Origin of the sequence: Micromonospora cabrerizensis, assembly GCF_022230955.1 — a bacterium.
GTDB classification, from domain to species: Bacteria; Actinomycetota; Actinomycetes; order Mycobacteriales; family Micromonosporaceae; genus Micromonospora; species Micromonospora cabrerizensis.
The window spans coordinates 142,334-162,266 of sequence record NZ_JAKKFI010000069.1 but is presented as its reverse complement, the minus strand read 5'-3'; the positions used below and the strand labels follow the sequence as shown (position 1 = coordinate 162,266).

Sequence of the window (19,933 nt, the reverse complement as noted above, 5' to 3'; positions counted from 1 at the left end):
GGGGGTGGCCGAGGTGGCGCAGCAGGGGGCGGTGCGAACTGGCCGGCCCAGTCGACCAGCACACGGGCGGCCTTGTCGGCGGCCTGCGCGCCGGCTGAGGTGTGCACGGTGCTGACGGTGTCGGCGATGACCCGGGCCTGGTCGAGGGTGAGGTGCCCGTCGGCCAAGGCTTGTCGTATCCCGGGGTTGCCGGTGTCCAGTGCGGCGGCGAGGTCGACGAGCCGGCGGGCGGCGGGCACGGTGAGGTGGAGTCGTTCGCGCAGCCAGACCGCTGTGCTGGACGCGCCCTGCGCCCGGGCGGTGCCCCGACCGTCGATCTCGCGGACCAGGGCGAGGGTGACGGCGGCGAGGCGTTGCTCCAGGCGGTGCGCGGCGTCGAGAGCGGCGATCAGCTCATCGTCGGCGAGAGCCCAGGCGGTGTCGTCAACGCACGCAGCGACCGCGTCGTCTGCCTGCGCCAACTCCTCGACCATGACCAAACATTAGAACAGGCGTACGACAGTTTCAGCGATCAAGATCGATTTGATGGCGGCGCGCCGCTGGCACCGTCAGGTCCTCGGGCCGTCAGCCCACATGCCTTGCCACGTCGGATCGAGCCTGGCCCGGCGGCCCGGCGTGCCGTGCCGCGTCAGATCGAGCCCGGTCCAGCGGCCCTGGCCGTCAAGCCGGTCGGGCCGAACCTGAATCGGCCCTGGTCCGGCGGCCCTGGTCCGGCGGCCCTGGTCCGGCGGCCCTGGTCCGGTGGCCCTGGTCCGGTGGCCCTGGTCCGGCGGCCCTGGTCCGGCGGCCCGTGTGTCATCCGTCCTGATCGGCCCGGTCCGGACCGGTGGGTGGCGCCTCAGCCGTCAGCCGCGCCGGATCAGGCCCGGGCCGGCGGCGATGTCGATGTCGCCGTCCGCTACCTCGTGGCCGGCCGCGCAGCGGAGTACCGCGTGGACCGGCTCGCCGCAGTCGTGGTGGGTGGCGACGATGGACGGGCCGGAATCGTCGGCGGCCCAGGTGTCGCCCCAGTTGCGCAGTGCGGTGATCACGGGCAGGAGTTCGTGGCCCTTGCGGGTGAGCTGGTACTCGTGGCGGGTGCGCTGGCCTGGCTCCCGGTAGGGGATCCGTTCGAGCAGGTTGGCGGCGACCATCTCTTTGAGTCGGGCGGCCATGGCGGGCTCGCCGACGCCGACCCGGCGAACGAAGTCGTCGAAGCGGCGCGTGCCGAGCAGCGCCTCGCGCATGATCAGGACCGTCGACCTGCTGCCCACGATGTCCATCGCCCGGGCTACCGAGCAGTTCTCGCTCGACCAGGTGTCGCGGTCGTCTCGGAGGTCCTCCATGCCGTCCAGCGTACCTGACTTGCGTAAAAGCTAGCCAGGTGGTTCACTGGGTCGTTGCTGGCTTACGCGAACGCAAGTCAGACCGACCAGCATCGAGGACGCCAGTGACCACCAACACCACGGCCCCGACCGCACCCGTACCGGGGGCGGTCACCGCCGGGTCCGTCCGCGGCTCCCGCCCGGTGACCCTGATCGCCATGTGCCTGGGCGCGATGATCACGTTCCTCCAGATCACCGCGACGGTCTCCGCCCTGACGACCATCCAGCGTGACCTTCGGGTCGACCCGACCACCGTGATCTGGATCCCCAGCGCGTACACCCTGGTCGTGGCCAGCGTGGTGCTGTCCGCCGCCACTCTCGGCAACCGCTACGGACGCAGGCGCATGTTCGGCGCCGGCATCCTCGCCATGATCGTTGGCGGTGCCGTGGTGGTCGGTGCCCCCACCGTGGCCTGGGTGATCGTCGGGCAGTTGGTCGCCGGCCTCGGCGGGGCCCTGATCCTGCCCAACAGCCTGGCGATCCTCGGCGCGACCTTCACCGACCCGCACCGCCGCACCGAGGTCATCACCGCGTGGGCGGCAGCCTCCGGCATCGGGCTCGCGATCGGCCCGCTCATCGCCGGCACGCTGCTGCGGCACTACAGCTGGCACAGCGTCTACCTGTCGACGATCGTGCTGGGCGCGGTCACGCTCGTCGTCGCCGCCGTCGGGGTGGCCGAGTCCCGGCCGAGCGCGGGCCGACTCGACGTACCCGGTCTGCTGCTCGGCACCGTCGCCATCGCCGCGGCCGTCTACGCCCTGATCCAGGGCGGTAAGGACGGCTACACCAGCCCGGTGGTGGCGGTGGCCTGGGTCGTCGCGGCTGCCGCGCTGGTCGCGTTCGTCCTGGTCGAGCTGCGCTCGGACGCGCCGATGCTCGACGTGCGGCTGTTCCGGTCGGCGTCGTTCACCTCCGTCATGGTCGTCGCCGCGGTGTCGCTGTTCGGCTTCACCGGTGTGGCGATCCTGCTGGTCCTCTTCCACGAACGCGTTCAGGCGCTCAGCCCGCTGGACACCGGCTGGCGGATGCTGGTGCTCTTCGGCGCCTACGTGGTCGTCGCCTTCGGCGCCGGCCGGGCGATCCGTCGTACCGGCTTCAAGGCACCGCTCACCCTCGGCCTGGTCCTCGGCGCGGTGGCGAGCTTCGGCCTGGCGGCCCAGGGGCCCACCGCGTCGTTCGGTCACCGGTGGCCGCTGTTCGCGTTGTTCGGTGCCGCGGGCGGCCTGGTGGTGGCCCCGGCGACCGCCGCCGCGCTGGCCAGCGTCGCGCCCGCGCAGGCCGGGATGGCCTCCGGCGCGGTCAACGCCGCCCGGCAGGTCGGCTCGGTGCTCGGCACGTCCCTGCTGGGCACGCTGCTCACCACCACGATGTTGGCCGAGCTGCCCGACCGGCTGGCCGCGCACCAGGTCGGCGAACCCACCCGTGGCGCCGTGCAGGCGGCGGTGGCCGCCGGGGTCACCGGCGACCAGCCGCTGCCCGACCCGGTCCGGGCGGCGATCGCCGAGGCCATGACCTCCGGCGTCCAGGCCGGGTTGCGGATCAACGGCATCGTCTTCCTCGTCACCGCCGTGCTCACGCTCGCCCTCGTCCGCAACCGGCCGCATCAGCACGAGACGCGCTGATCACCCGCCGATGGAGTCCAGCTCCTCGATCGCGTCGGCCGGCAACTTCAGGTCGGCCGCCGCGATGTTCTCCCGCAGGTGCGCCACGCTGGACGTACCGGGGATCAGCACGGTAGTGGGCGAACGCTGGAGGAGCCAGGCGAGGGCGACCTGCTGCGGTGTGGCGTCCAGTCGGGCGGCCACGTCGTTGAGCGTGTCGGACTGCAACGGCGTGAACCCGCCGAGCGGGAAGAAGGCGGCGAACGCGATGTTCTCCGCGGCGCACCGGTCCACGAGGGCGTCGTCCTGCCGGTTGGCGACGTTGTAGGAGTTCTGCACCGTGACCACGGGCGCGATGGCCTGTGCCTCGGTGAGCTGGTCGAGGGTGACGTTGCTGAGCCCGAGGTGCCGGATCAGTCCCTCCTGGCGCAGCTCCGCCAGCGCGCCGAACTGCTCGGCGACGGGATCGTCGCCGGTGCCCTCCGCGACACCGACCCGCAGGTTGACCACGTCGAGGACGTCCAGGCCGAGGCGCGCCAGGTTGTCCCGGACCTGGGCCTTGAGGGCGTCCGGCTCCAGGGCCGGGATCCAGGAGGCGTCGGCGCCGCGCCGCGCGCCGACCTTGGTGACCAGGTGCAGATCCTCGGGGTACGGGTGCAGCGCCTCGCGGATCAGCTCGTTGACCACCGCCGGCCCGTAGAAGTCGCTGGTGTCGATGTGCCGGATGCCCAGGTCGACCGCCGCGCGGAGTACGGCGAGAGCCTGTTCGCGGTCGCGGGGCGGGCCGAAGACGCCTGGGCCGGCCAGTTGCATCGCCCCGTAGCCCATCCGGCTCAGCGTGAGGCCGTCGGCCAGGGTCAGGGAGCCGCCGGGAAGGTTGTCGCTCATGTCGTCCTCTATCCGTAATCGCAAGGGATATGCGTCGACTGTGCGTCGGCGGCCGACCGTCCGGCAGGGCGAGATGTTCCTGGTAGTGACACGACCAGGCAGCGGTCGGTGAAGCGGCCTACCGTCGAGGCATGGACGCGACCAACCAGCTCGGCGACTTCCTGCGTGCCCGCCGGGAACAGGTCCGGCCCGAGGATGTCGGGCTCGGGCCGGGCGTGGGCCTACGCCGGGTGCCGGGCCTGCGGCGCGAGGAGGTGGCGATGCTCGCCGGCATCAGCGCCGACTACTACCTGCGGTTGGAGCAGGGCCGCGAACGGCACCCCTCGGTGCAGGTCCTCGATGCCCTCGCCGGGGTGCTGGGGTTGGACCCGGAGGCGACCGCGTACATGATCGGGCTCAGCCGTGCGCGGTCGCGCCGGGCGGCCCGACCGGCCGCTGAGCGGGTGCCGGCCAGCATCCTGCACCTGCTGCGGCAGCTCGACATGCCGGCCTTCGTGCAGAACCGCTACCTCGACATCCTGGCCTCGAACCCGATGGCGAGGGCACTGTCGCCGAACCTCGCCCCGGGCGCCAACCGACTGCTCGCGGTGTTTCTGGACCCGGCCGAGCAGGAGCTGTTCCGCGACTGGCGGCAGGCGATGCAGAGCGTGGTGGGGCAGATGCGCGCCGACTCGGGTGGGGCCACCGACGACCCCCGGTTGACGGCGTTGGTGGGGGAGCTGTCCCTCAAGAGTGACTGCTTCCGCCGGTTGTGGGCACGTCACGAGGTGCGTCGGCGCGAGGGCATCGTCAGCCGGCTGCGCCACCCCGAGGTGGGCGACCTCGACCTGTACTGCGACAAGCTCGCGGTCGCGGGCGCCGACGGGCAGCTGTTGGTGATCTACCACGCCGAGCCCGGTACGGAGTCCGCGCGCTCGTTGGCCCTGCTCGGCTCGATCGCCGCCAGCACCACGGATGACGTCCCGGACAGCCTCCGGCCCGGCGACCCGGCCCGTCTCTATCCGTCCGAGTGAGCCGCCTGGGTGGGGACGTGCTCGTAACGCCCGCGCATGGCCTCGCTGGCGGCCGGGCCGGCGGCGAAGACGAAGTCGGCATCGTCGAGCGGGCGCTGCGGATCGTGCCCTGACCATCGGGCTTGACAGCGATTGTTTGTGAGTGCACACTTACAAACATGCGATCGACCGCCGAGGCCCGCCGGGTCACCGTCCTGAACGCCGCAGTGTCGGCTTTTGCGCGGGCCGGCTTCCACGCCACCCCGGTCACTGCCGTGGCCGCTGCCGCCGGCATCTCCGAGGCGTACGTCTTCCGGCTCTTCTCCGGCAAGCTCGGGTTGTTCGTGGCGGCGGCCGGTGCGTGCTTCGACCGGATCGCCGAGGCGATCGAGGCGGGGGCGGAGCGCGCCACGGGCGACAGCCCGGAGGAGATCCTCGACGCGATGGGTGACGCCTACGCGGAGCTGATCGCCGACCGCGATCTCCTGCTCTTTCAGGTCCAGGCGCAGGCCGTCACGGACATCCCCGAGATCGCCGAGGCGGTGCGGGCCGGCTACCGGCAGGTCGCCACCCTCGTGCAGAGCCGGGCCGGCGCCGGCGACGCGCAGGTGCAGCAGTTCTTCGCGTACGGCCAGCTCTGCCACCTGATCGTGACGGCCGGTCTGGAGCAGGTCCCCGAACCGTGGGCTCGCGCCCTCACCGCCGGCATCCGCCACCCCTGACCCGACGTACGACCTGGGCCGCACCCGCGGCCCAGTTTTTCAGCCCGACAAGTGTGTGAGTGCACACTTACAAACAAGGAGAACCTGATGACGACCGATGCGATGATCACCGAAGTGGTGCTGCCCGGTGTGGTGGAGCCCGACGGCCTCCGGCTGCACCGCCGCGCCATGCCCGCCCCGGCCCCGGGGCAGGCGCTCGTCCAGGTCGAGGCGACCGGCATCTCGTTCGCCGAGCAGCAGATGCGCCACGCTCTCTACCCCGGCCAGCCGAAGTTCCCGTTCGTGCCCGGCTACGACCTCGTCGGCACGGTCCGGGCGGTCGGTCCCGGCGGCGACGACTCACTGGTCGGCACCCGGGTCGCGGCGGTCACCAAGACCGGCGGCTGGGCCTCGCACGCGCTGGTCGACATCGACGCCCTGGCCCCCGTACCCGCCGACCTCGACCCCGCCGAGGCTGAGACCGTCGTCGTCAACGGGGTGACCGCCTGGCAGATGGTGCGGGGCGCTGGCCTGCGGGCCGGGCAGACCATCCTCGTGCACGGCGCGAACGGCGGCGTCGGGACCGTGCTCGTCCAGCTTGGACGCCACCTCGGCCTGCGGGTCATCGGCACCGCCGCCGTACGGCATCACGCCGCGCTGCGCGAACTCGGCGTCGAACCGCTCGACTACCGCGACCCGGCCATGGCCGCGCGCGTCCGCGAGCTGTCGCCGGGTGGCGTCGACGCCGTCTTCGACCCGGTCGCCGGCCCGGGCGTACGCACCTCGTACGACCTGCTCGCCCCGCGCGGCAAGCTGGTCGTCTACGGCAACGCCGCCGCCGTGGGGTCCGGCCAGTCGGTCGTGTGGGTCTTCGTGAAGCTGCTGGCCCGCCTCTACAGCTGGAACGCGCTGCCGAACGGCCACCGGGCCGGTTTCTACAACTTCTGGGCCGGTCACCTCACCCGCCGCGCCGCGTTCCGGCGTCGTCTGCGCACCGACCTCGGCACCGTGCTCGACCTGCTGCGCCAAGGTGTGATCGTGCCGCAGATCGCCGCGCGCTACCCACTCAACGAGGTCTCCGCCGCACTGGTGTTCGCCGAGGCCCGCAGCCGGCCCGGCAAGGTGGTGCTGGAGCCCTGACCACCGAGCACACGGCGGGCCTGGCTCCCGGTGCGAATGCAGTCGAGTGCCCCGAGGGCGTACGGTGGACACGTCGCCCGGGATCCCGGTGGCCGCCAGACGCCGTCGCCACCAGCCCATCAGGGGCGTTACCGATCGTCATCCCCATCACCGTTACTCGCTGGTCGTGTCGGCCGATCGCCGACCAGGGCCCGAGGTGTCGGGTTTCGACCGTCATCGCGGTCGGAACAGTTGGTGGTCCGGATCCGACGCACGCGTGCACACCACCGTCCGTGCGAATGATCGTTTTGAACACCTCAACCAGGGGAGCACCACATGAGGATCGCCAGGGACCGGATCGTCACCGCACTTCGCGACCGGGGCCAGCAGGCCCGGGCCGACTGGGTCGAGCGCGAGCTGCCGGAGCGCGTGGACCCGGCGAAGCACTCGGGGCTGCTCGCCACCCTGCACCTCGACCCAGCTGATCTCGTCGACGCGTCCTCCCCTTGAGGGTTGCCCTGCTCGGACCGGTCGCCTGGCGTACGCCCCCGCACCACTACGGCCCGTGGGAGCAGGTGACCGGCCTGCTCGCCGAGGGTCTGGTGAGCCGCGGGGTGGACGTGACGCTCTTCGCGACACTCGACTCCGTCACCTCCGCGCAGCTCGACGGAGTCTGCCCACGGGGGTACGCGGACGACCCCGACCTGGACGGTCGGGTGTGGGAGGCGATGCACGTCTCCCACGCGATGGCCCGCTCGGCGCAGTTCGACGTGGTGCACAGCCACCTGGACTGGCTGCCCCTGGCCTTCGCGGAGCACTGCCGCGCTCCGCTGCTGACCACGGTCCACGGCTTCTCCGGCGCGGGGATCCTGCCCGCCTACGGTCGAGCCCGCTCGTCGTACGTGTCGATCTCCGACGCCGACCGGGCGCCGGAACTCGACTACGTCGCCACCGTCTACCACGGTGTCGACGTCGGCGGCCTGCCGTTCACCGACAAGGCCGGCCCCGGGCTGGCCGCCTTCGGCCGGATCCACCCGGACAAGGGCACCCACACCGCGATCGAGATCGCCCGCCGCGCCGGCCGGCCCCTGACCATCTGCGGGATCGTGCAGGACGAGCGGTACTTCGCCGAAGAGGTGGCCCCGCACATCGACGGCGACCAGGTCGTCTTCCTCGGGTCGGTGGGCCCGCGACGGCGTGCCGAGGTGCTGGGTGAGAGCACCGCACTGCTGCACCCGATCGCCTTCGACGAGCCGTTCGGGCTGTCGGTGGTGGAATCGATGGTCTGCGGCACCCCGGTCGTCGCCTATCGGCGGGGGTCCATGCCCGAGGTGGTCGACGAAGGGTTGACAGGTCTCCTCGTCCACACCGTCGACCAGGCCGTCGAGGCGATCACCCGGGCCGCCGACCTCGATCGGGTGGAGTGTCGGGCGCAGGCTCTGCAGCGCTTCAGCGCGGACCGGATGGTCACCGACTATCTCGCCGTCTACGACCAGCTCGTTCGTCACTGACTGAACCACACACCTCCTTCGTTTCGCCGGTCACACACGCTGACCGGCGTACGCCGTTCCCGCGTGAGGCTCACCGCGTACTCCTGTGGTGGCCGACAACCGGAAGGCACGACGTTCATGCCCAGCTACGGATTCCTCAGCACCCACCCACCGACCCGGTGCGGTCTGGCCACGTTCAACGCGGCCCTCGCCGCCCAGCTCACCGCCGACGGCACCCACGGCGGCATCGTCCGCGTCACCGACCACAGCGACGACCCACGGCCCGCGCCCGGGGTCGTGCACACCTGGTCGGCGCGTGACCCGGCCGGCTGGCGGGACGCGGCGGCCGCCCTCAACGCGTACGACGTGGCGATCGTCCAGCACGAGTACGGCATCTACCCCGGCACCGACGGCGAAGAGGTCCTGCCGTTGCTGCGGCGGCTCAGCGTGCCGAGCATCGTGGTCCTGCACACCGTGCTGAGTCAGCCCTCCGCCCGGCAGAAATCCCTGCTGGAGCAGATCGTGGCCACCGCCGGGGCGGTCGTCACGATGACCGACACCGCCCGGGACCGGCTGCTCGTCGGGTACGCCGTGCCAGCGGGCAAGGTGACGGTCATACCGCACGGTGCCGCCGAGCTTGCCGGTGTGCCCGTCGACCGGCGTGCCCGCCCGCACCTGCTGACCTGGGGGCTGATCGGTCCGGGCAAGGGCATCGAGTGGTCGTTACGGGCCCTCGCACGGTTGCAGGACCTGGAGCCGACTCCGACCTACACGGTGGCCGGACGGACCCACCCGAAGGTGATCGAGCACCACGGTGAGGCGTACCGGGCCGGGTTGCACCAGCTCGGCGCCCAGTTGGGTGTCGCGCACGCCGTCGACTACCAGGACATCTACCACGACCAGGAGGCACTGGGCCGGTTGATCCGCTCCGCCGACGTGGTCGTCCTGCCCTACGACTCCCGCGAACAGGTCACCTCCGGCGTCCTCATCGAAGCGGTGGCCGCCGGGGTGCCCGTCGTGGCGACGGCGTTCCCGCACGCCGTCGAGCTGCTGACCGGTGGGCCCGGTCTGGTCGTACCCCATCAGAACCCGGCGGCGCTGGCCAAGGCGATCCGGCGGGTCCTGACCGAGCCGGGTCTGACCACCCGGCTGGCCGGGCGGGTCCGCCCGCTGGCCGCGCACCTGCGGTGGCCGGCGGTGGCCGCCCGCTACGGCACCCTCGCCGAGGAACTCCTGGCCGCCCGCTCGCCCGCCGTCAGCGCCGTGCCGGCGTGACGGCGACCACCGGACGCCCCCGGACCGCGACCGGCGAACGTTGGGTGACGGCACCCGCGCCGAGTTTCGCGCACCTGGCTCGGCTGAGTGACGACACCGGCCTGTTCGAGCATGCCCGGCACGCCATCGTCCGCCGCGAGCACGGCTACTGCACCGACGACGTGGCTCGCGGCCTGGTGGTCGTCAGTCGTGAGCCGGAGCCGAGCGACGAGCTGCTCCGGCTGGCGGAGCGCTACCTGGCGTTCCTGACCCACGCGCAGGACACCGACGGCGCGTTCCACAACCGGCTCGGGCACGACCGGCGCTGGGCCGACGAACCAGGGCTCGGCGACTGGTGGGGTCGGGCACTGTGGGGCCTGGGCACGGCCGTCGCCCGCAGTCCCGCCCCCTGGGTACGGGAGGAGGCGTTGGTGGCGTTCAGCCGGGGTGCCACCCGACGCGCCAAGGCGCCGCACGCGATGGCGTTCGCCGGTCTGGGCGCGGCCGAGGTGCTCCGCCGTCACCCGGGCCACGTCGCCGCCGCGTCCCTGCTGGCGGACGCGGCCAGCACGGTCGGTCGGGCCGGGCCGGACCCGCGGTGGCCGTGGCCACGGCAGGAGCTGACCTACGCGAACGCGGCCCTCGCCGAGGTGGTCATCGCGGCCAGTCAGCTTCGCGAGGGCGGTCCACCTCTCGACGACGGCCTGCGAATGTTGACCTGGCTGCGCCATGTCCAGCTCCGCGACGGGCGGATGTCGGTCGTACCCGCCGAGGGGTGGCGACGCGGCGCCGTACGACTGCACCACGACCAGCAGCCGATCGAGGTCGCCGCCTTCGCCGACGCCTGCGCCACGGCTGCCACTGTCACCGGGGACCCCGAGTGGGACGCCGGGGTGCGGCAGGCGGTCGGGTGGTTCCTCGGTGACAACGACCTCAACACCCCGATGTGGGACCCGGCGACCGGCGGTGGCTACGACGGGCTGACCGCGCACGGACCCAACCTCAACCAGGGCGCCGAATCCACCCTCGCGCTCATCTCCACCCTCCAGCACGCCCGGCGGTGGTCGTGACCCGGAGTCTGGCCGTCCGTCAGGACGTCACCCTCACCCCGGACCCACGCCGGGTCATCATCAAGCTCTTCGTCCCGGGCGAGGACGCCGCGGTGGTACGCACCCGCGCGCGGGCACTCATCGACCGGGTCGCGCGCCTCGGCGACGAGGAGACCGGCCGGCTGCTGCGGGACACCTTCGACCGCTTCGGCGCCCGGCACCGCGACCTGGCCGGCACGTTCCACCACCACTACGACCTGGTCCGGCACCGGGCCGCGCGGGCCCGGGACCTCTCACCGACCAGCCGGCTGCTGGTCGGCGCCTACTTCAGCCACGAGTACGCCGTCGAGGCCGCCGCCCTCTGCAACCCGTCGATGGTGGCCCACCCGGACCAGACCGAACTCGGCGCCGGGCAGCTTCGCGTCGCCGTCAGCCTGCGCCAGGTCGGCGAGGGTCACGTGTCCTCCATCGGGTTCGCCACCGCGGTCCTCGGACCAGGGCGGCAGATCGCGGTCGCCGACCGGGCCGGCCCGCTGGCCGTCGGGCAGCGGGTGGGCGTACGGCACCGTCGGGACCTGCTCGTCGCCGGCCTCGCCGAGGAGGACTGCGACAACGAGGTCGCCGCCACGGTGCTCGACGCTCTGCCCGAGTGGTACGACGAGGCCACCTTCGAGCGGGTGCTCGCCAACCTGCCACCCGATCTGCTCTCCCGCAGCACCGGGTTGGGCACCCTCGAACTACTGCGTCGCACCAATGCCGGTAGCTACGCCACGGCCTTCCCCGCTGACACGGCCCTGCACCAACGGGTGCTCTGGCCGGCCACCCCGGCGGAGAGCAACGGCATGGAGGACGCGCGGTTCGTCCGGTTCGTCGACGATTCCGGGCCGGTGTTCCGGGCCACCTACACCGCCTACGACGGGCGGAGCATCGCCACCCGTGCGCTGGTCAGCAGTGACCTGCGTCGCTTCGAGATGACCCCGATGCGCGGGCCGGGCGCCCGGAACAAGGGGATCGCGCTGTTCCCGCGTACCGTCGGCGGCCGGCACCTGGCGTTGTGCCGCTCCGACGGCGAGACCATCGGTCTGACCACTCTGGACGGCGACAACCGTTGGCAGGCTCCGGCCCCGTTGCACGCCCCGGGCGAGAGTTGGGAGCTGATCCAGGTCGGCAACTGCGGATCTCCCATCGAGACCGACTCCGGCTGGCTCGTCCTCACCCACGGGGTCGGGCCGATGCGCCGGTACGCCATCGGCGCGCTCCTGCTCGACCTGCACCGACCCGAGCGGGTCGTCGCCCACCTGCCCGGTGTGCTCCTGGCGCCCGACGAGAACGACCGGGACGGGTACGTACCCAACGTCGTCTACTCCTGCGGGGCACTCGTTCACGACGGTGAGCTGTGGGTGCCGTACGGGGCGAGTGACGCCCGGGTCGGCTTCGCCACCGTGTCGGTGTCCGCTCTCCTCAGCGCGATGGTGCAGGCCCCACCGCCCGGCGACCGTGAGTGATGAACGGGGTGGGGCAGGGTAGCCTCACGCTGGCACTACGTGCTCCTGCGGTCGGGGAGGGTTCGGGGGGAGGCGCATTTTGGGCGACGTCGGCGAGATGGTGCGCTGGCTCCAGCTCAACGCGCCCCGTGGCGGGCCGGACGACTTGTCCCAGCTGATCGCCGAGGCGGCGCCCGCCCTCGACGCCAGTGAGATGGTGCTCTATCTGGCCGACTACACGCAGTCCCTGCTCGTGCCCCTGCTCGGGGCGGGCCTGGACCGGGACGAGCTGCCGATCGAGACGACCCTCGCCGGCCGGGCCTTCACCAACCTCACCATCCAGCGCGCGCCCGACAACCCGGACCGGGTCTGGGTGCCGCTGCTGCTCGGGTGCGAGCGGATGGGCGTGCTGGAGATCGTCGCGCCGACGGCCGCCGACGAGGCGATGGACGGGCCGGCCTGGGAGGTGGCGGTCAACATCGCCCAGATCCTGGTCAACCGCCGGCTCTACGGCGACGTGGTCGAGCGGATGCGGCGCCGGCTCCCGATGCAGGTGGCGGCCGAGATCGTGTGGGGCCTGCTGCCACCGCTGACCTTCGCCACCGACGACCTGGTGATCACCGCCATCCTCGAACCGTGTTACGACGTCGGCGGCGACATCTTCGACTACGCGCTGAACGACGACGTCCTCAGCGTCGGGCTCTTCGACACCTGCGGGCACGGCATCAAGGCGAGCACCCTGGCGTCGCTGGTCGTCAGCGCGTACCGCAACGCCCGCCGGTGCGGCCTCGACCTGGTCGACACGGCGATCAGCATCGACCGGTGGGTGCGATCCGAGCACCCGAACTTCTTCGCGACCGGGTTGCTCCTCGAACTGGACCGTCGGACCGGCCGGCTGAGCGTGATCAACGCGGGTCATCCCGGTGCGATGTTGCTGCGCGACGGCAAGGCCATCCGTGAGCTGCCCGGGCCGACCGCGTTGCCGCTCGGCCTGGGTCACCTGACCCCACGCCGCCCGCAGGTGCACGTCGAGGACCTGCACCCGGGCGACCGGATCCTCGCCTACACCGACGGCATCACCGATGCGCGCAGCGCCGACGGCGAGCACTTCGGGCTGGACCGGCTGGTCGACTTCGTCAACCGGGCCCTCAACGACGGGTTGCCCAGCCCAGAGACGATGCGTCGCCTGGTCCGCGCCGTCGTCGGTTACCAGGACGAGCAGCTTGAGGACGACGCGACGGCGCTCTTCGTGGAGTGGCGACCGCCGCACCTGCCGCTCGCGCACCTCCGTGACCTCGCGGCGAGGCGCCACTGACCGCACCAGTGGGATTTTGCACTCCCAGTGCACTTGTCTCCGGTTGTGGCGCTGTCTAGCGTCACCTCATGGCTGACTCATGGACCTTCGCCGTGGCACGTGACGACCTCGGGCTGAGCACGCTCGTCGATGGCGCCACGCCCGGAGTGGCCGACGGTGAGGTGCTGCTGCGGGTCGACCGCGTCGGCCTCACCGCCAACAACGTGACCTACGCGGTGCTCGGCGACGCGATGCGCTACTGGGAGTTCTTCCCGCCGGCGGCCCGTGGGCTCGGGCCGCAGTGGGGCCTGCCGCCGCTCTGGGGTTTCGCCGAGGTGGTCGCCTCGACGGTTGCCGGGGTCGAGGTGGGGCAGCGGGTCTACGGCTACCTGCCTCCCGCGGGGCACCTGGTGGTGCGGCCGGACCGGGTGGACGCGTCCGGGTTCCGCGACGCGAGCCCGCACCGGGCCGAGTTGCCGTCGCCGTACAACGCGTACCGGTCGACCACCGGCGACCCGGCGTACCAGGCCGACCAGGAGGACCTGCTGATCCTGTTCCGGCCGCTGTTCTTCACCTCGTTCATGCTGGCCGACCAGGTCGTCGACAACGGCTTCTACGGTGCCGAGTCGCTGCTGGTGTCGTCGGCGTCGAGCAAGACCGCGTACGCCGCCGCATTCGAGCTGCGTGGTCGCGGCCCGCGTCTGGTGGGGCTCACCTCACCCGGCAACGTGGCCTTCACCCGGTCACTCGGCTGCTATGACGAGGTCGTCCCGTACGACGACCTGAGCACCCTCGACGCGGTCCCGACCGTCTACCTCGACCTGTCCGGCGCGCCATCGACCCGTGCCGCCCTGCGCCAGCACCTCGGCGACCGGCTGGTGCGGGACATCGCGGTCGGGCTCACCAACCAGACGCCGAACGCCGACGCCGCCGAGGAGGTGTTCTTCGCGCCGGTCCAGATGCGCAAGCGCGGCCAGGACTGGGGCCGCGACGGGCTCGACCAGCGGTTCACCGAGGCCTGGCAGCGCTTCACCGCCGTGGTGAGCGGGTGGCTCGACGTTCAGGTGGGTGTCGGGCCGGAGGCCCTGCAACAGGCCTGGGCCGACGTCCTCGCGGGTCGTACGCCGCCGCGGGTGGGTCACGTCGTCCAACTCTGAGTGGTCGACGACGCCGACGGTCAGAACGAGTTGTCGCCGGAGAGGTGGCTACGCAGCGTGGCCAACGACCGGTTGATGAGCCGGGAGACGTGCATCTGCGAGACACCGACCCGGTCGGCGATCTGGGACTGGGTCAGGTTGCCGTGGAAGCGCAGGCTCAGGATCTCGCGCTCGCGCTCCGGCAGGGTGGCGAGGGCCGGGCCGAGGGCGACCCGGATCTCCACGACGTCGAACTCGTGGTCGTCGCCGCCGAGGGTGTCCCCGAGCTCCCGACTGCCCTCGCCACCGATCGGGGTGGACAGCGACGTGGCCCGGTAGGCGCGTGCGCCCTCCAGCCCTTCCAGCACGGTCTCCTCGGTCAGGGCCAGGTAGGACGCGATGTCGGCAACGGTCGGCGAACGACCGAGGGTCTGCGTCAGGACGCTGTTCGCCGCGCTGATCGACAGGCGTAGCTCCTGGAGGCGGCGGGGCACGCGTACCGACCAGGTGCGGTCCCGGAAGTAGCGCTTGATCTCGCCGATGATGGTGGGAATGGCGTACCCGGCGAAGTCGACACCTCGGCTGTGGTCGAAGTGGTCCACGGCCTTGATCAGCCCGACCGAGGCGGTCTGGGCCAGGTCGTCGTCGGGCGCGCCGCGCCCGCCGTAGCGGCGGGCCAGGTGCCGGGCGAGCGGCAGCCACGCCTCGATGGCGCGGTCCCGCAGGGCTGGGCGGCGAGGGTCGTCGGCCGGCGTCGCCGCCAGGGCGGCCAGGAGGTCGTCCGGGCTCTGGTCGCTGCGCCGCCGGTCGATGCTGGTGCTGGTCGCGGTGTCGACAGTGATGGCCATGGGAGTGGTCCTTCCCGCACTGCCCGTCGATCGAGTCGACCGGAAGGGTCTCCGAACCGGCTGACGCCGGGGCGCACGTACGGGCGAATGTGCGCTGTCGCAAGGCCACGAGCACGGGCCTCGCCACCGCGTCATGTCGTTCACTTGATGACCCGGACACTACCCGAAATGTTGACCGTTTACTAGCCGAAAGTACGACCCAGCGCAGGTGGATGGCGGTCGGAAACGGGTGGGACCGCGCCGGTCAGCCCTGCGGGTCCGGCTCGTCGCCGGCGATCGGGGCCTGCTGGGCCGGCTTCACCGCGAACGGGTGGCGCAGCCGCAGCATGGCCTCCTCGCTGCCGTCGAAGGTCGCCATCGACCCGTCGAGCACGTCGGAGCTCGACGTGGCGAGGAACAGGGCCGGTCGACCGTTGTCGTTCGATGTCATGCAGGATGCCTGTCTTTCACGAAGGAGTGCGCCCGGGCCCCGGCTCTCGCCGTGCGACCTCGTGACGTGCGGCGCTCACGCTGGCGCCCGATCAGGTGTCTCGTGCACGGGCGGACGCCCGGCGACACCGACACCTCGCACCATACCCGCCGTCGGCACCCCTCATGCGCCGCCGAGGGCCCCGGGTCGCATCCGACCCGCCGGCAGCCGAGAATTCTGTAATCCGACCCGGTGCTGCCAGTCTCCGATCTTGAGGGCGGTCAACGCGCAGCGCGGGTGCCGCGCGGACGAGCACACAAGGAGTGACACCCATGTCGTCAGCCGGTCGAGCACTACCCGATGTCGGGTTGGTCGTCGCGGCCCGACAGGGCGACCAGCGCGCCCTCGATGACGTCGTCGCGGCCTCGCTCCCGCTGGTCTACAACATCGTCGGGCGTGCGCTGCGCGGTCACGCCGACGTCGATGACGTGGTCCAGGAGACGTTGGTACGGGTGATCCGGTACCTGCCCGCGCTCAACGACCCGGCGGCCTACCGCTCGTGGCTGGTGGCGATCGCCATCCGTCAGGTGCGCGACTGGGAACAGCGCCGCCGCCTCGCGCTCAACCGCGACGCCGGGCTCGACGCGATTCACAACGTGCCCGACCCGGCCTCCGACTTCGCGGGGATGACCATCCTCCGGCTCGGCCTCACCGACCAGCGACGCGAGGTGGCCGAGGCGACCCGTTGGCTCGACCCGGACGACCAGGAACTGCTGTCGCTGTGGTGGCTGGAGGAGACCGGCGAGGTCAGCCGCGCCGAGGTCGCCGACGCGCTCGGGCTGTCACCCGGGCACGTCGCGGTGCGGATCCACCGGATGAAGGAGCAGATCCAGAGCGCCCGGGGCGTCGTACGGGCCCTCGGCGCCCGCCCCGGTTGCCCGGACCTGCGCGCCGTGAGCGGCGAGTGGGACGGCACGCCCAGCCCGCTGTGGCGCAAGAGGCTGGCCCGGCACGTCCGCGACTGCGCCTTCTGCGGGCGACTGGGCTCCACGCTCCTGCCGATCGACCGGCTGCTCGCCGGTCTGCCGATGCTGCCGTTGCCGACGGGTCTGAGCGCCCACTTCCCGAGCGCGGCCGCACCCCCGGCTGCCGCGCCGGCCGTCGGGTACCACCCTCCGGGCCCGACGGCCGGGCACACCGCCGGGTCGACCCCGCCCGGCGGTGTGCCCTCCGACGGCGGCGGTGGGCCGAGCATCGTCGACCTCGCGGTGAACCGGCCCCGTGGCCTGGTCCCGTCCCTCGCCGCCGGGGTGGCCGCAGCCGTTCTCGCCATCACCATGGCGGTGGTGATCCTGCCCGAGGATCCGCCAGCGCCCTCGTGGGCCGCCCCGCCGTCCGCCGCGCCCAGCGCCGTCGCCTCCCCGAGCGTCGCACCGTCGCCGAGCGCGCGCCCCTCGTCGAAGGCGCCGGTCGCCCCGGCGGTCAGCTCCGCCCGCAAGGGCGTCGGAGTGTGGAACTTCGCCGGGGCCAGTCAGGCGTTGGCGAACTCGAAGGCCGGCTGGTACTACACCTGGGGCACCCAGCACCCGGGGATCAGCACGCCGCGTGGTGTGACGTTCGTGCCCATGATCCGCAGCGCGGAGAACGTCACCCCCACGGAGCTGGCCCGGGCCAAGGCGGCAGGACCGGATCTGCTCACCTTCAACGAGCCGGACATGCCCGAGCAGGCGAACATGACCGTCGAGCAGGCGCTTGACCTGTGGCCGCAACTGATGGCGACGGGCAGCAGGCTGGGCAGCCCGGCGGTCGCCTGGGGCGGGCCCGATCCGCAGGGTTGGCTGGACAGGTTCATGACCGGCGCCCAGGCCCGCGGTCACCGCGTGGACTTCATCACCCTGCACTGGTTCGGCGCCGACTTCACGACCAGCGCCGCCGTCGACCAGCTCCGGCAGTATCTCCAGGCCGTCTACCAGCGGTACCGGAAACCGATCTGGTTGACCGAGTTCGCGCTGATCCGCTTCGACGGCGGCGGCGCACACTTCCCCGGCCAGGAGCAGCAGGCGGCCTTCCTCACCGCAGCGACCGCCATGCTCGGTCAACTGTCCTATGTGCAGCGGTACGCGTGGTTCGGTCTGCCCGCCACGGACAAGGACCGGTCCGGGTTGTTCAGCAACGGCACCGAGGCGACCCTGGTCGGTCGCGCGTTCCAGGCCGCCCGTTGAGCGGCGGCCCACCGGTGGACCAGCAGCCGACCACGACCGGACGCCCGGCGCCCGGTGGCGGGGCCCGGCGGATCGTCGGAGTCGTCGCGACCCTGGTCGTGACGACGGTGGCAGTCGGCCTCGGCCAGGGTTGGGGCCGCACCGACCAGACCGTCACCTCACCGACGGCAGCCCCGTCGGCCGCATCACCGTCGGCCGCAGCCCCGCCGGTCGGTCCGGCGCCGATGGCACCGGTGGTGCTCAACAGCACCGATGACGCCTTCATCCAACTGCTGATCCCGATGAACGAGGGTGCGCTCGCGCTGATCGACCACGTCGACGCCCGTCCGACGGGCGGGGATCCGTCGCTGCGGGCGCTGCTCGGTGACCTGCGGGCGGCTCACCAGGCCGAATTGCGGGACCTACGCGGGCTGTTGGCCGCAGGCAACGTCCCGGAGCAGAACATCCACGAGGGGCATCAGATGCCGGGCATGGTCACCGACGCCAGCCTCGCCGAGCTGCGCGCCGCCCCCGACACCGAGGTGCCGTCCCGGGCAGCCGCGTTGGTGCGGGCACACCTCGCGCAGACCATGGTGCTGTGCCGGGGTGAGCAGACCGCCGGGGGCAGCCCGGAGCTGAAGGCGCTCGCTGGCCGGATCCAGCAGGCCCGGGCCGCCGAGTTGAGCGCGCTGGACGGTCAGCCCGGGGCGACCGGAACACCGCAGGTCGACTGAGCATGCCGCGCAGAAGACCGACCGATGTCGGCGTCTGACCTCCACGCCACCGTCCGCCCTCCGGCCCGGGTCACACCGCCGGCCCACCGGGCCAGGGCCTCGGACGTCGCCCGCCCCGCACGACGCGCCGCACACCGTACCCCCGGCACCTCGTCGCCCCGTGCGGTCGCCGCGGCGGCTGCCACACCGGCGGCAGGCTGGCGCGGTGGTCATCGCCGCGCCGCCGGGCGTACGGCCGTCGCCGTCTCGATCCTGACGATGAGCGCCGGGTGGCTGCTTGCGATCCTCGTCGCGCCGCACGTCACCCTCACCCCGGGTTGGCGGATGGTCGCCCTCTTCTGCCACCTGACCTGCCTCGTGGTGGGCTTCGGCGCGGTGTTGACGGTGGACTGGTTCAGCCTCCGCTGGCTGCTTCGCCGGGAACCGCTCGGCACCGTGCTGACCGCCGCGCGCGGCGCGCACCTGCTCATCTGGCTGGGTCTGGTGGGTCTGCTCGCCAGTGGCGCCGCCCTGGGGCCGGACACGTCGTCCGGGCTGGTCTGGGTCAAGCTGCTTGCGGTGCTGGCGGTCGGCATCAACGGGCTGTTCCTCGGCCGGGTCCGGGACCGACTCGCCGCCGTGGACGGTCAGCCGACCTGGTCCGCCCTGCTCGCCGGCGTCGCCGCCGCCACCGTCTCTCAGGTCGGCTGGTGGACGGCGACCCTCATCGGCTTCTGGAACGCCAACAGCTGAGGTCGCCGCGCCGGTGCTCAGGCCGGCGTGGGGTGGTTCGCCGCGAAGCGGTCGCGCGTCAGGAAGGCCAGCTGGGCCCGCTTGTCCGCCATGTCGATCTCCGAGTCGAGGGTGAACCCCTCGATCTCCAGTCGGCGCAGGGCGAGGTGGTTGCGGACGTCCGGCTCGACCACGATCCGCTGGGCGGCCGGGTCGCGGAAGAGGAAGCGGGCCAGGGCCGGGCCGACGACGTTGGTGAGGCCGCGGGCGAGGCGTCGGTCGGGACTGAGCAGCAGGTGCATCCCGATGTCGCCGGGCTGCACGCGGTAGAGCTCGCCGACCGGGTCCGCCTCGGGCTGGTAGGTCTGGAAGATGCCGACCGGCTCCGCGTCGACCATGATCAGGTACGCGTGGTGCGTCGGCAGGCTGTCCACGAAGGCGTAGGTCTCGCGCACCTGTTCCAGGGTGTGTTCGCCCATGCCCCAGAACGAGTTCCGAGGTTGGGTGACCCAGCCGTGCAGGAGGGCGGCGTGCCGGTCGGGGTCGACGGTCACCAACGACAACTCGCCGAGACCGGTGACTTTCTCCAGGTACGTCATCGGGCGCTGTCCTCTGTTCCATCCGGGGCGCGACTTAGGTTAACCTCCCCTAACCAAGG

At 72.1% G+C, this 19,933-nt stretch carries 20 protein-coding genes; 14 read left to right on the top strand and 6 right to left on the bottom strand.

Annotated features, from left to right (window positions below):
* Together LADH09A_RS18175 and LADH09A_RS18170 are read right to left on the bottom strand one after the other, a co-directional pair.
* On the bottom strand, positions 1-473 hold a 473-nt coding region (locus tag LADH09A_RS18175; RefSeq protein ID WP_238646635.1), incomplete at its 3' end, for a DUF222 domain-containing protein.
* A gap of 372 nt (positions 474-845) precedes the next feature.
* A complete protein-coding gene (locus LADH09A_RS18170; RefSeq protein WP_238646633.1) occupies positions 846-1,325 on the bottom strand; it encodes a winged helix-turn-helix transcriptional regulator in 480 nt (159 codons plus the stop codon).
* A gap of 104 nt (positions 1,326-1,429) precedes the next feature.
* On the opposite strand from LADH09A_RS18170, the gene LADH09A_RS18165 reads away from it, so the two are divergent.
* Positions 1,430-2,986 carry an MFS transporter gene (locus LADH09A_RS18165; protein ID WP_238646631.1) on the top strand — a complete coding sequence of 519 codons (1,557 nt, stop codon included), beginning with the start codon at positions 1,430-1,432 and terminating at the stop codon, positions 2,984-2,986.
* Here LADH09A_RS18165 and LADH09A_RS18160 read toward each other — a convergent pair whose 3' ends face one another.
* Complete coding sequence (locus LADH09A_RS18160) at positions 2,987-3,853, bottom strand: oxidoreductase (RefSeq protein ID WP_238646630.1); 867 nt, start codon at positions 3,851-3,853, stop codon at positions 2,987-2,989.
* A 131-nt stretch (positions 3,854-3,984) separates the two neighbouring features.
* Between LADH09A_RS18160 and LADH09A_RS18155 the strand changes: the two genes are divergently transcribed.
* The 10 genes from LADH09A_RS18155 (at position 3,985) to LADH09A_RS18110 (ending at position 14,393) form a co-directional block, all read left to right on the top strand.
* On the top strand, positions 3,985-4,866 hold the full coding sequence (locus tag LADH09A_RS18155; protein WP_238646628.1) for a helix-turn-helix domain-containing protein: 882 nt from the start codon (positions 3,985-3,987) through the stop codon (positions 4,864-4,866).
* Between the two features lie 158 nt (positions 4,867-5,024).
* A complete protein-coding gene (locus tag LADH09A_RS18150) occupies positions 5,025-5,567 on the top strand; it encodes a TetR/AcrR family transcriptional regulator (RefSeq protein WP_238646626.1) in 543 nt (180 codons plus the stop codon).
* 87 nt (positions 5,568-5,654) lie between these two features.
* On the top strand, positions 5,655-6,686 hold the full coding sequence (locus tag LADH09A_RS18145; RefSeq protein WP_238646623.1) for a medium chain dehydrogenase/reductase family protein: 1,032 nt from the start codon (positions 5,655-5,657) through the stop codon (positions 6,684-6,686).
* A 315-nt stretch (positions 6,687-7,001) separates the two neighbouring features.
* Complete coding sequence (locus tag LADH09A_RS18140; RefSeq protein ID WP_238646621.1) at positions 7,002-7,175, top strand: hypothetical protein; 174 nt, start codon at positions 7,002-7,004, stop codon at positions 7,173-7,175.
* Positions 7,172-8,176, top strand: coding sequence for a glycosyltransferase family 4 protein (locus LADH09A_RS18135; protein ID WP_238646619.1), 1,005 nt, complete (start codon positions 7,172-7,174; stop codon positions 8,174-8,176). Before LADH09A_RS18140 ends, LADH09A_RS18135 begins: the two co-directional genes overlap by 4 nt.
* 117 nt (positions 8,177-8,293) lie before the next feature.
* The gene (locus tag LADH09A_RS18130; protein WP_238646617.1) at positions 8,294-9,430 is read left to right on the top strand and encodes a glycosyltransferase; all 1,137 of its coding nucleotides are present in this window, start codon (positions 8,294-8,296) and stop codon (positions 9,428-9,430) included.
* A gap of 44 nt (positions 9,431-9,474) precedes the next feature.
* Positions 9,475-10,479, top strand: a complete 1,005-nt coding sequence (locus tag LADH09A_RS18125; protein WP_238646615.1) for a glycosyltransferase — start codon at positions 9,475-9,477, stop codon at positions 10,477-10,479.
* Entirely contained in the window at positions 10,476-11,963 is a 1,488-nt protein-coding gene (locus tag LADH09A_RS18120; RefSeq protein ID WP_238646613.1) for a glycoside hydrolase family 130 protein, read from the top strand. The genes LADH09A_RS18125 and LADH09A_RS18120 overlap by 4 nt, the downstream gene beginning before the upstream one ends.
* Positions 11,964-12,042: 79 nt before the next feature.
* A complete protein-coding gene (locus tag LADH09A_RS18115) occupies positions 12,043-13,257 on the top strand; it encodes a PP2C family protein-serine/threonine phosphatase (protein ID WP_238646611.1) in 1,215 nt (404 codons plus the stop codon).
* A 68-nt stretch (positions 13,258-13,325) separates the two neighbouring features.
* Entirely contained in the window at positions 13,326-14,393 is a 1,068-nt protein-coding gene (locus LADH09A_RS18110; protein ID WP_238646609.1) for a DUF2855 family protein, read from the top strand.
* Positions 14,394-14,413: 20 nt separating this feature from the next.
* Here LADH09A_RS18110 and LADH09A_RS18105 read toward each other — a convergent pair whose 3' ends face one another.
* Together LADH09A_RS18105 and LADH09A_RS18100 are read right to left on the bottom strand one after the other, a co-directional pair.
* Positions 14,414-15,220 carry a SigB/SigF/SigG family RNA polymerase sigma factor gene (locus LADH09A_RS18105; protein ID WP_238646607.1) on the bottom strand — a complete coding sequence of 269 codons (807 nt, stop codon included), beginning with the start codon at positions 15,218-15,220 and terminating at the stop codon, positions 14,414-14,416.
* Between the two features lie 244 nt (positions 15,221-15,464).
* Positions 15,465-15,650, bottom strand: coding sequence for a hypothetical protein (locus LADH09A_RS18100; RefSeq protein ID WP_238646606.1), 186 nt, complete (start codon positions 15,648-15,650; stop codon positions 15,465-15,467).
* A gap of 311 nt (positions 15,651-15,961) precedes the next feature.
* Between LADH09A_RS18100 and LADH09A_RS18095 the strand changes: the two genes are divergently transcribed.
* The 3 genes from LADH09A_RS18095 (at position 15,962) to LADH09A_RS18085 (ending at position 19,296) form a co-directional block, all read left to right on the top strand.
* On the top strand, positions 15,962-17,851 hold the full coding sequence (locus LADH09A_RS18095) for a sigma-70 family RNA polymerase sigma factor (RefSeq protein ID WP_238646604.1): 1,890 nt from the start codon (positions 15,962-15,964) through the stop codon (positions 17,849-17,851).
* A 98-nt stretch (positions 17,852-17,949) separates the two neighbouring features.
* The gene (locus tag LADH09A_RS18090; RefSeq protein ID WP_238646602.1) at positions 17,950-18,564 is read left to right on the top strand and encodes a DUF305 domain-containing protein; all 615 of its coding nucleotides are present in this window, start codon (positions 17,950-17,952) and stop codon (positions 18,562-18,564) included.
* A 24-nt stretch (positions 18,565-18,588) separates the two neighbouring features.
* Positions 18,589-19,296, top strand: a complete 708-nt coding sequence (locus LADH09A_RS18085; RefSeq protein WP_238646599.1) for a hypothetical protein — start codon at positions 18,589-18,591, stop codon at positions 19,294-19,296.
* Positions 19,297-19,313: 17 nt separating this feature from the next.
* Here LADH09A_RS18085 and LADH09A_RS18080 read toward each other — a convergent pair whose 3' ends face one another.
* Positions 19,314-19,874 carry a GNAT family N-acetyltransferase gene (locus LADH09A_RS18080; RefSeq protein WP_238646597.1) on the bottom strand — a complete coding sequence of 187 codons (561 nt, stop codon included), beginning with the start codon at positions 19,872-19,874 and terminating at the stop codon, positions 19,314-19,316.
* Positions 19,875-19,933: the final 59 nt, after the last annotated feature.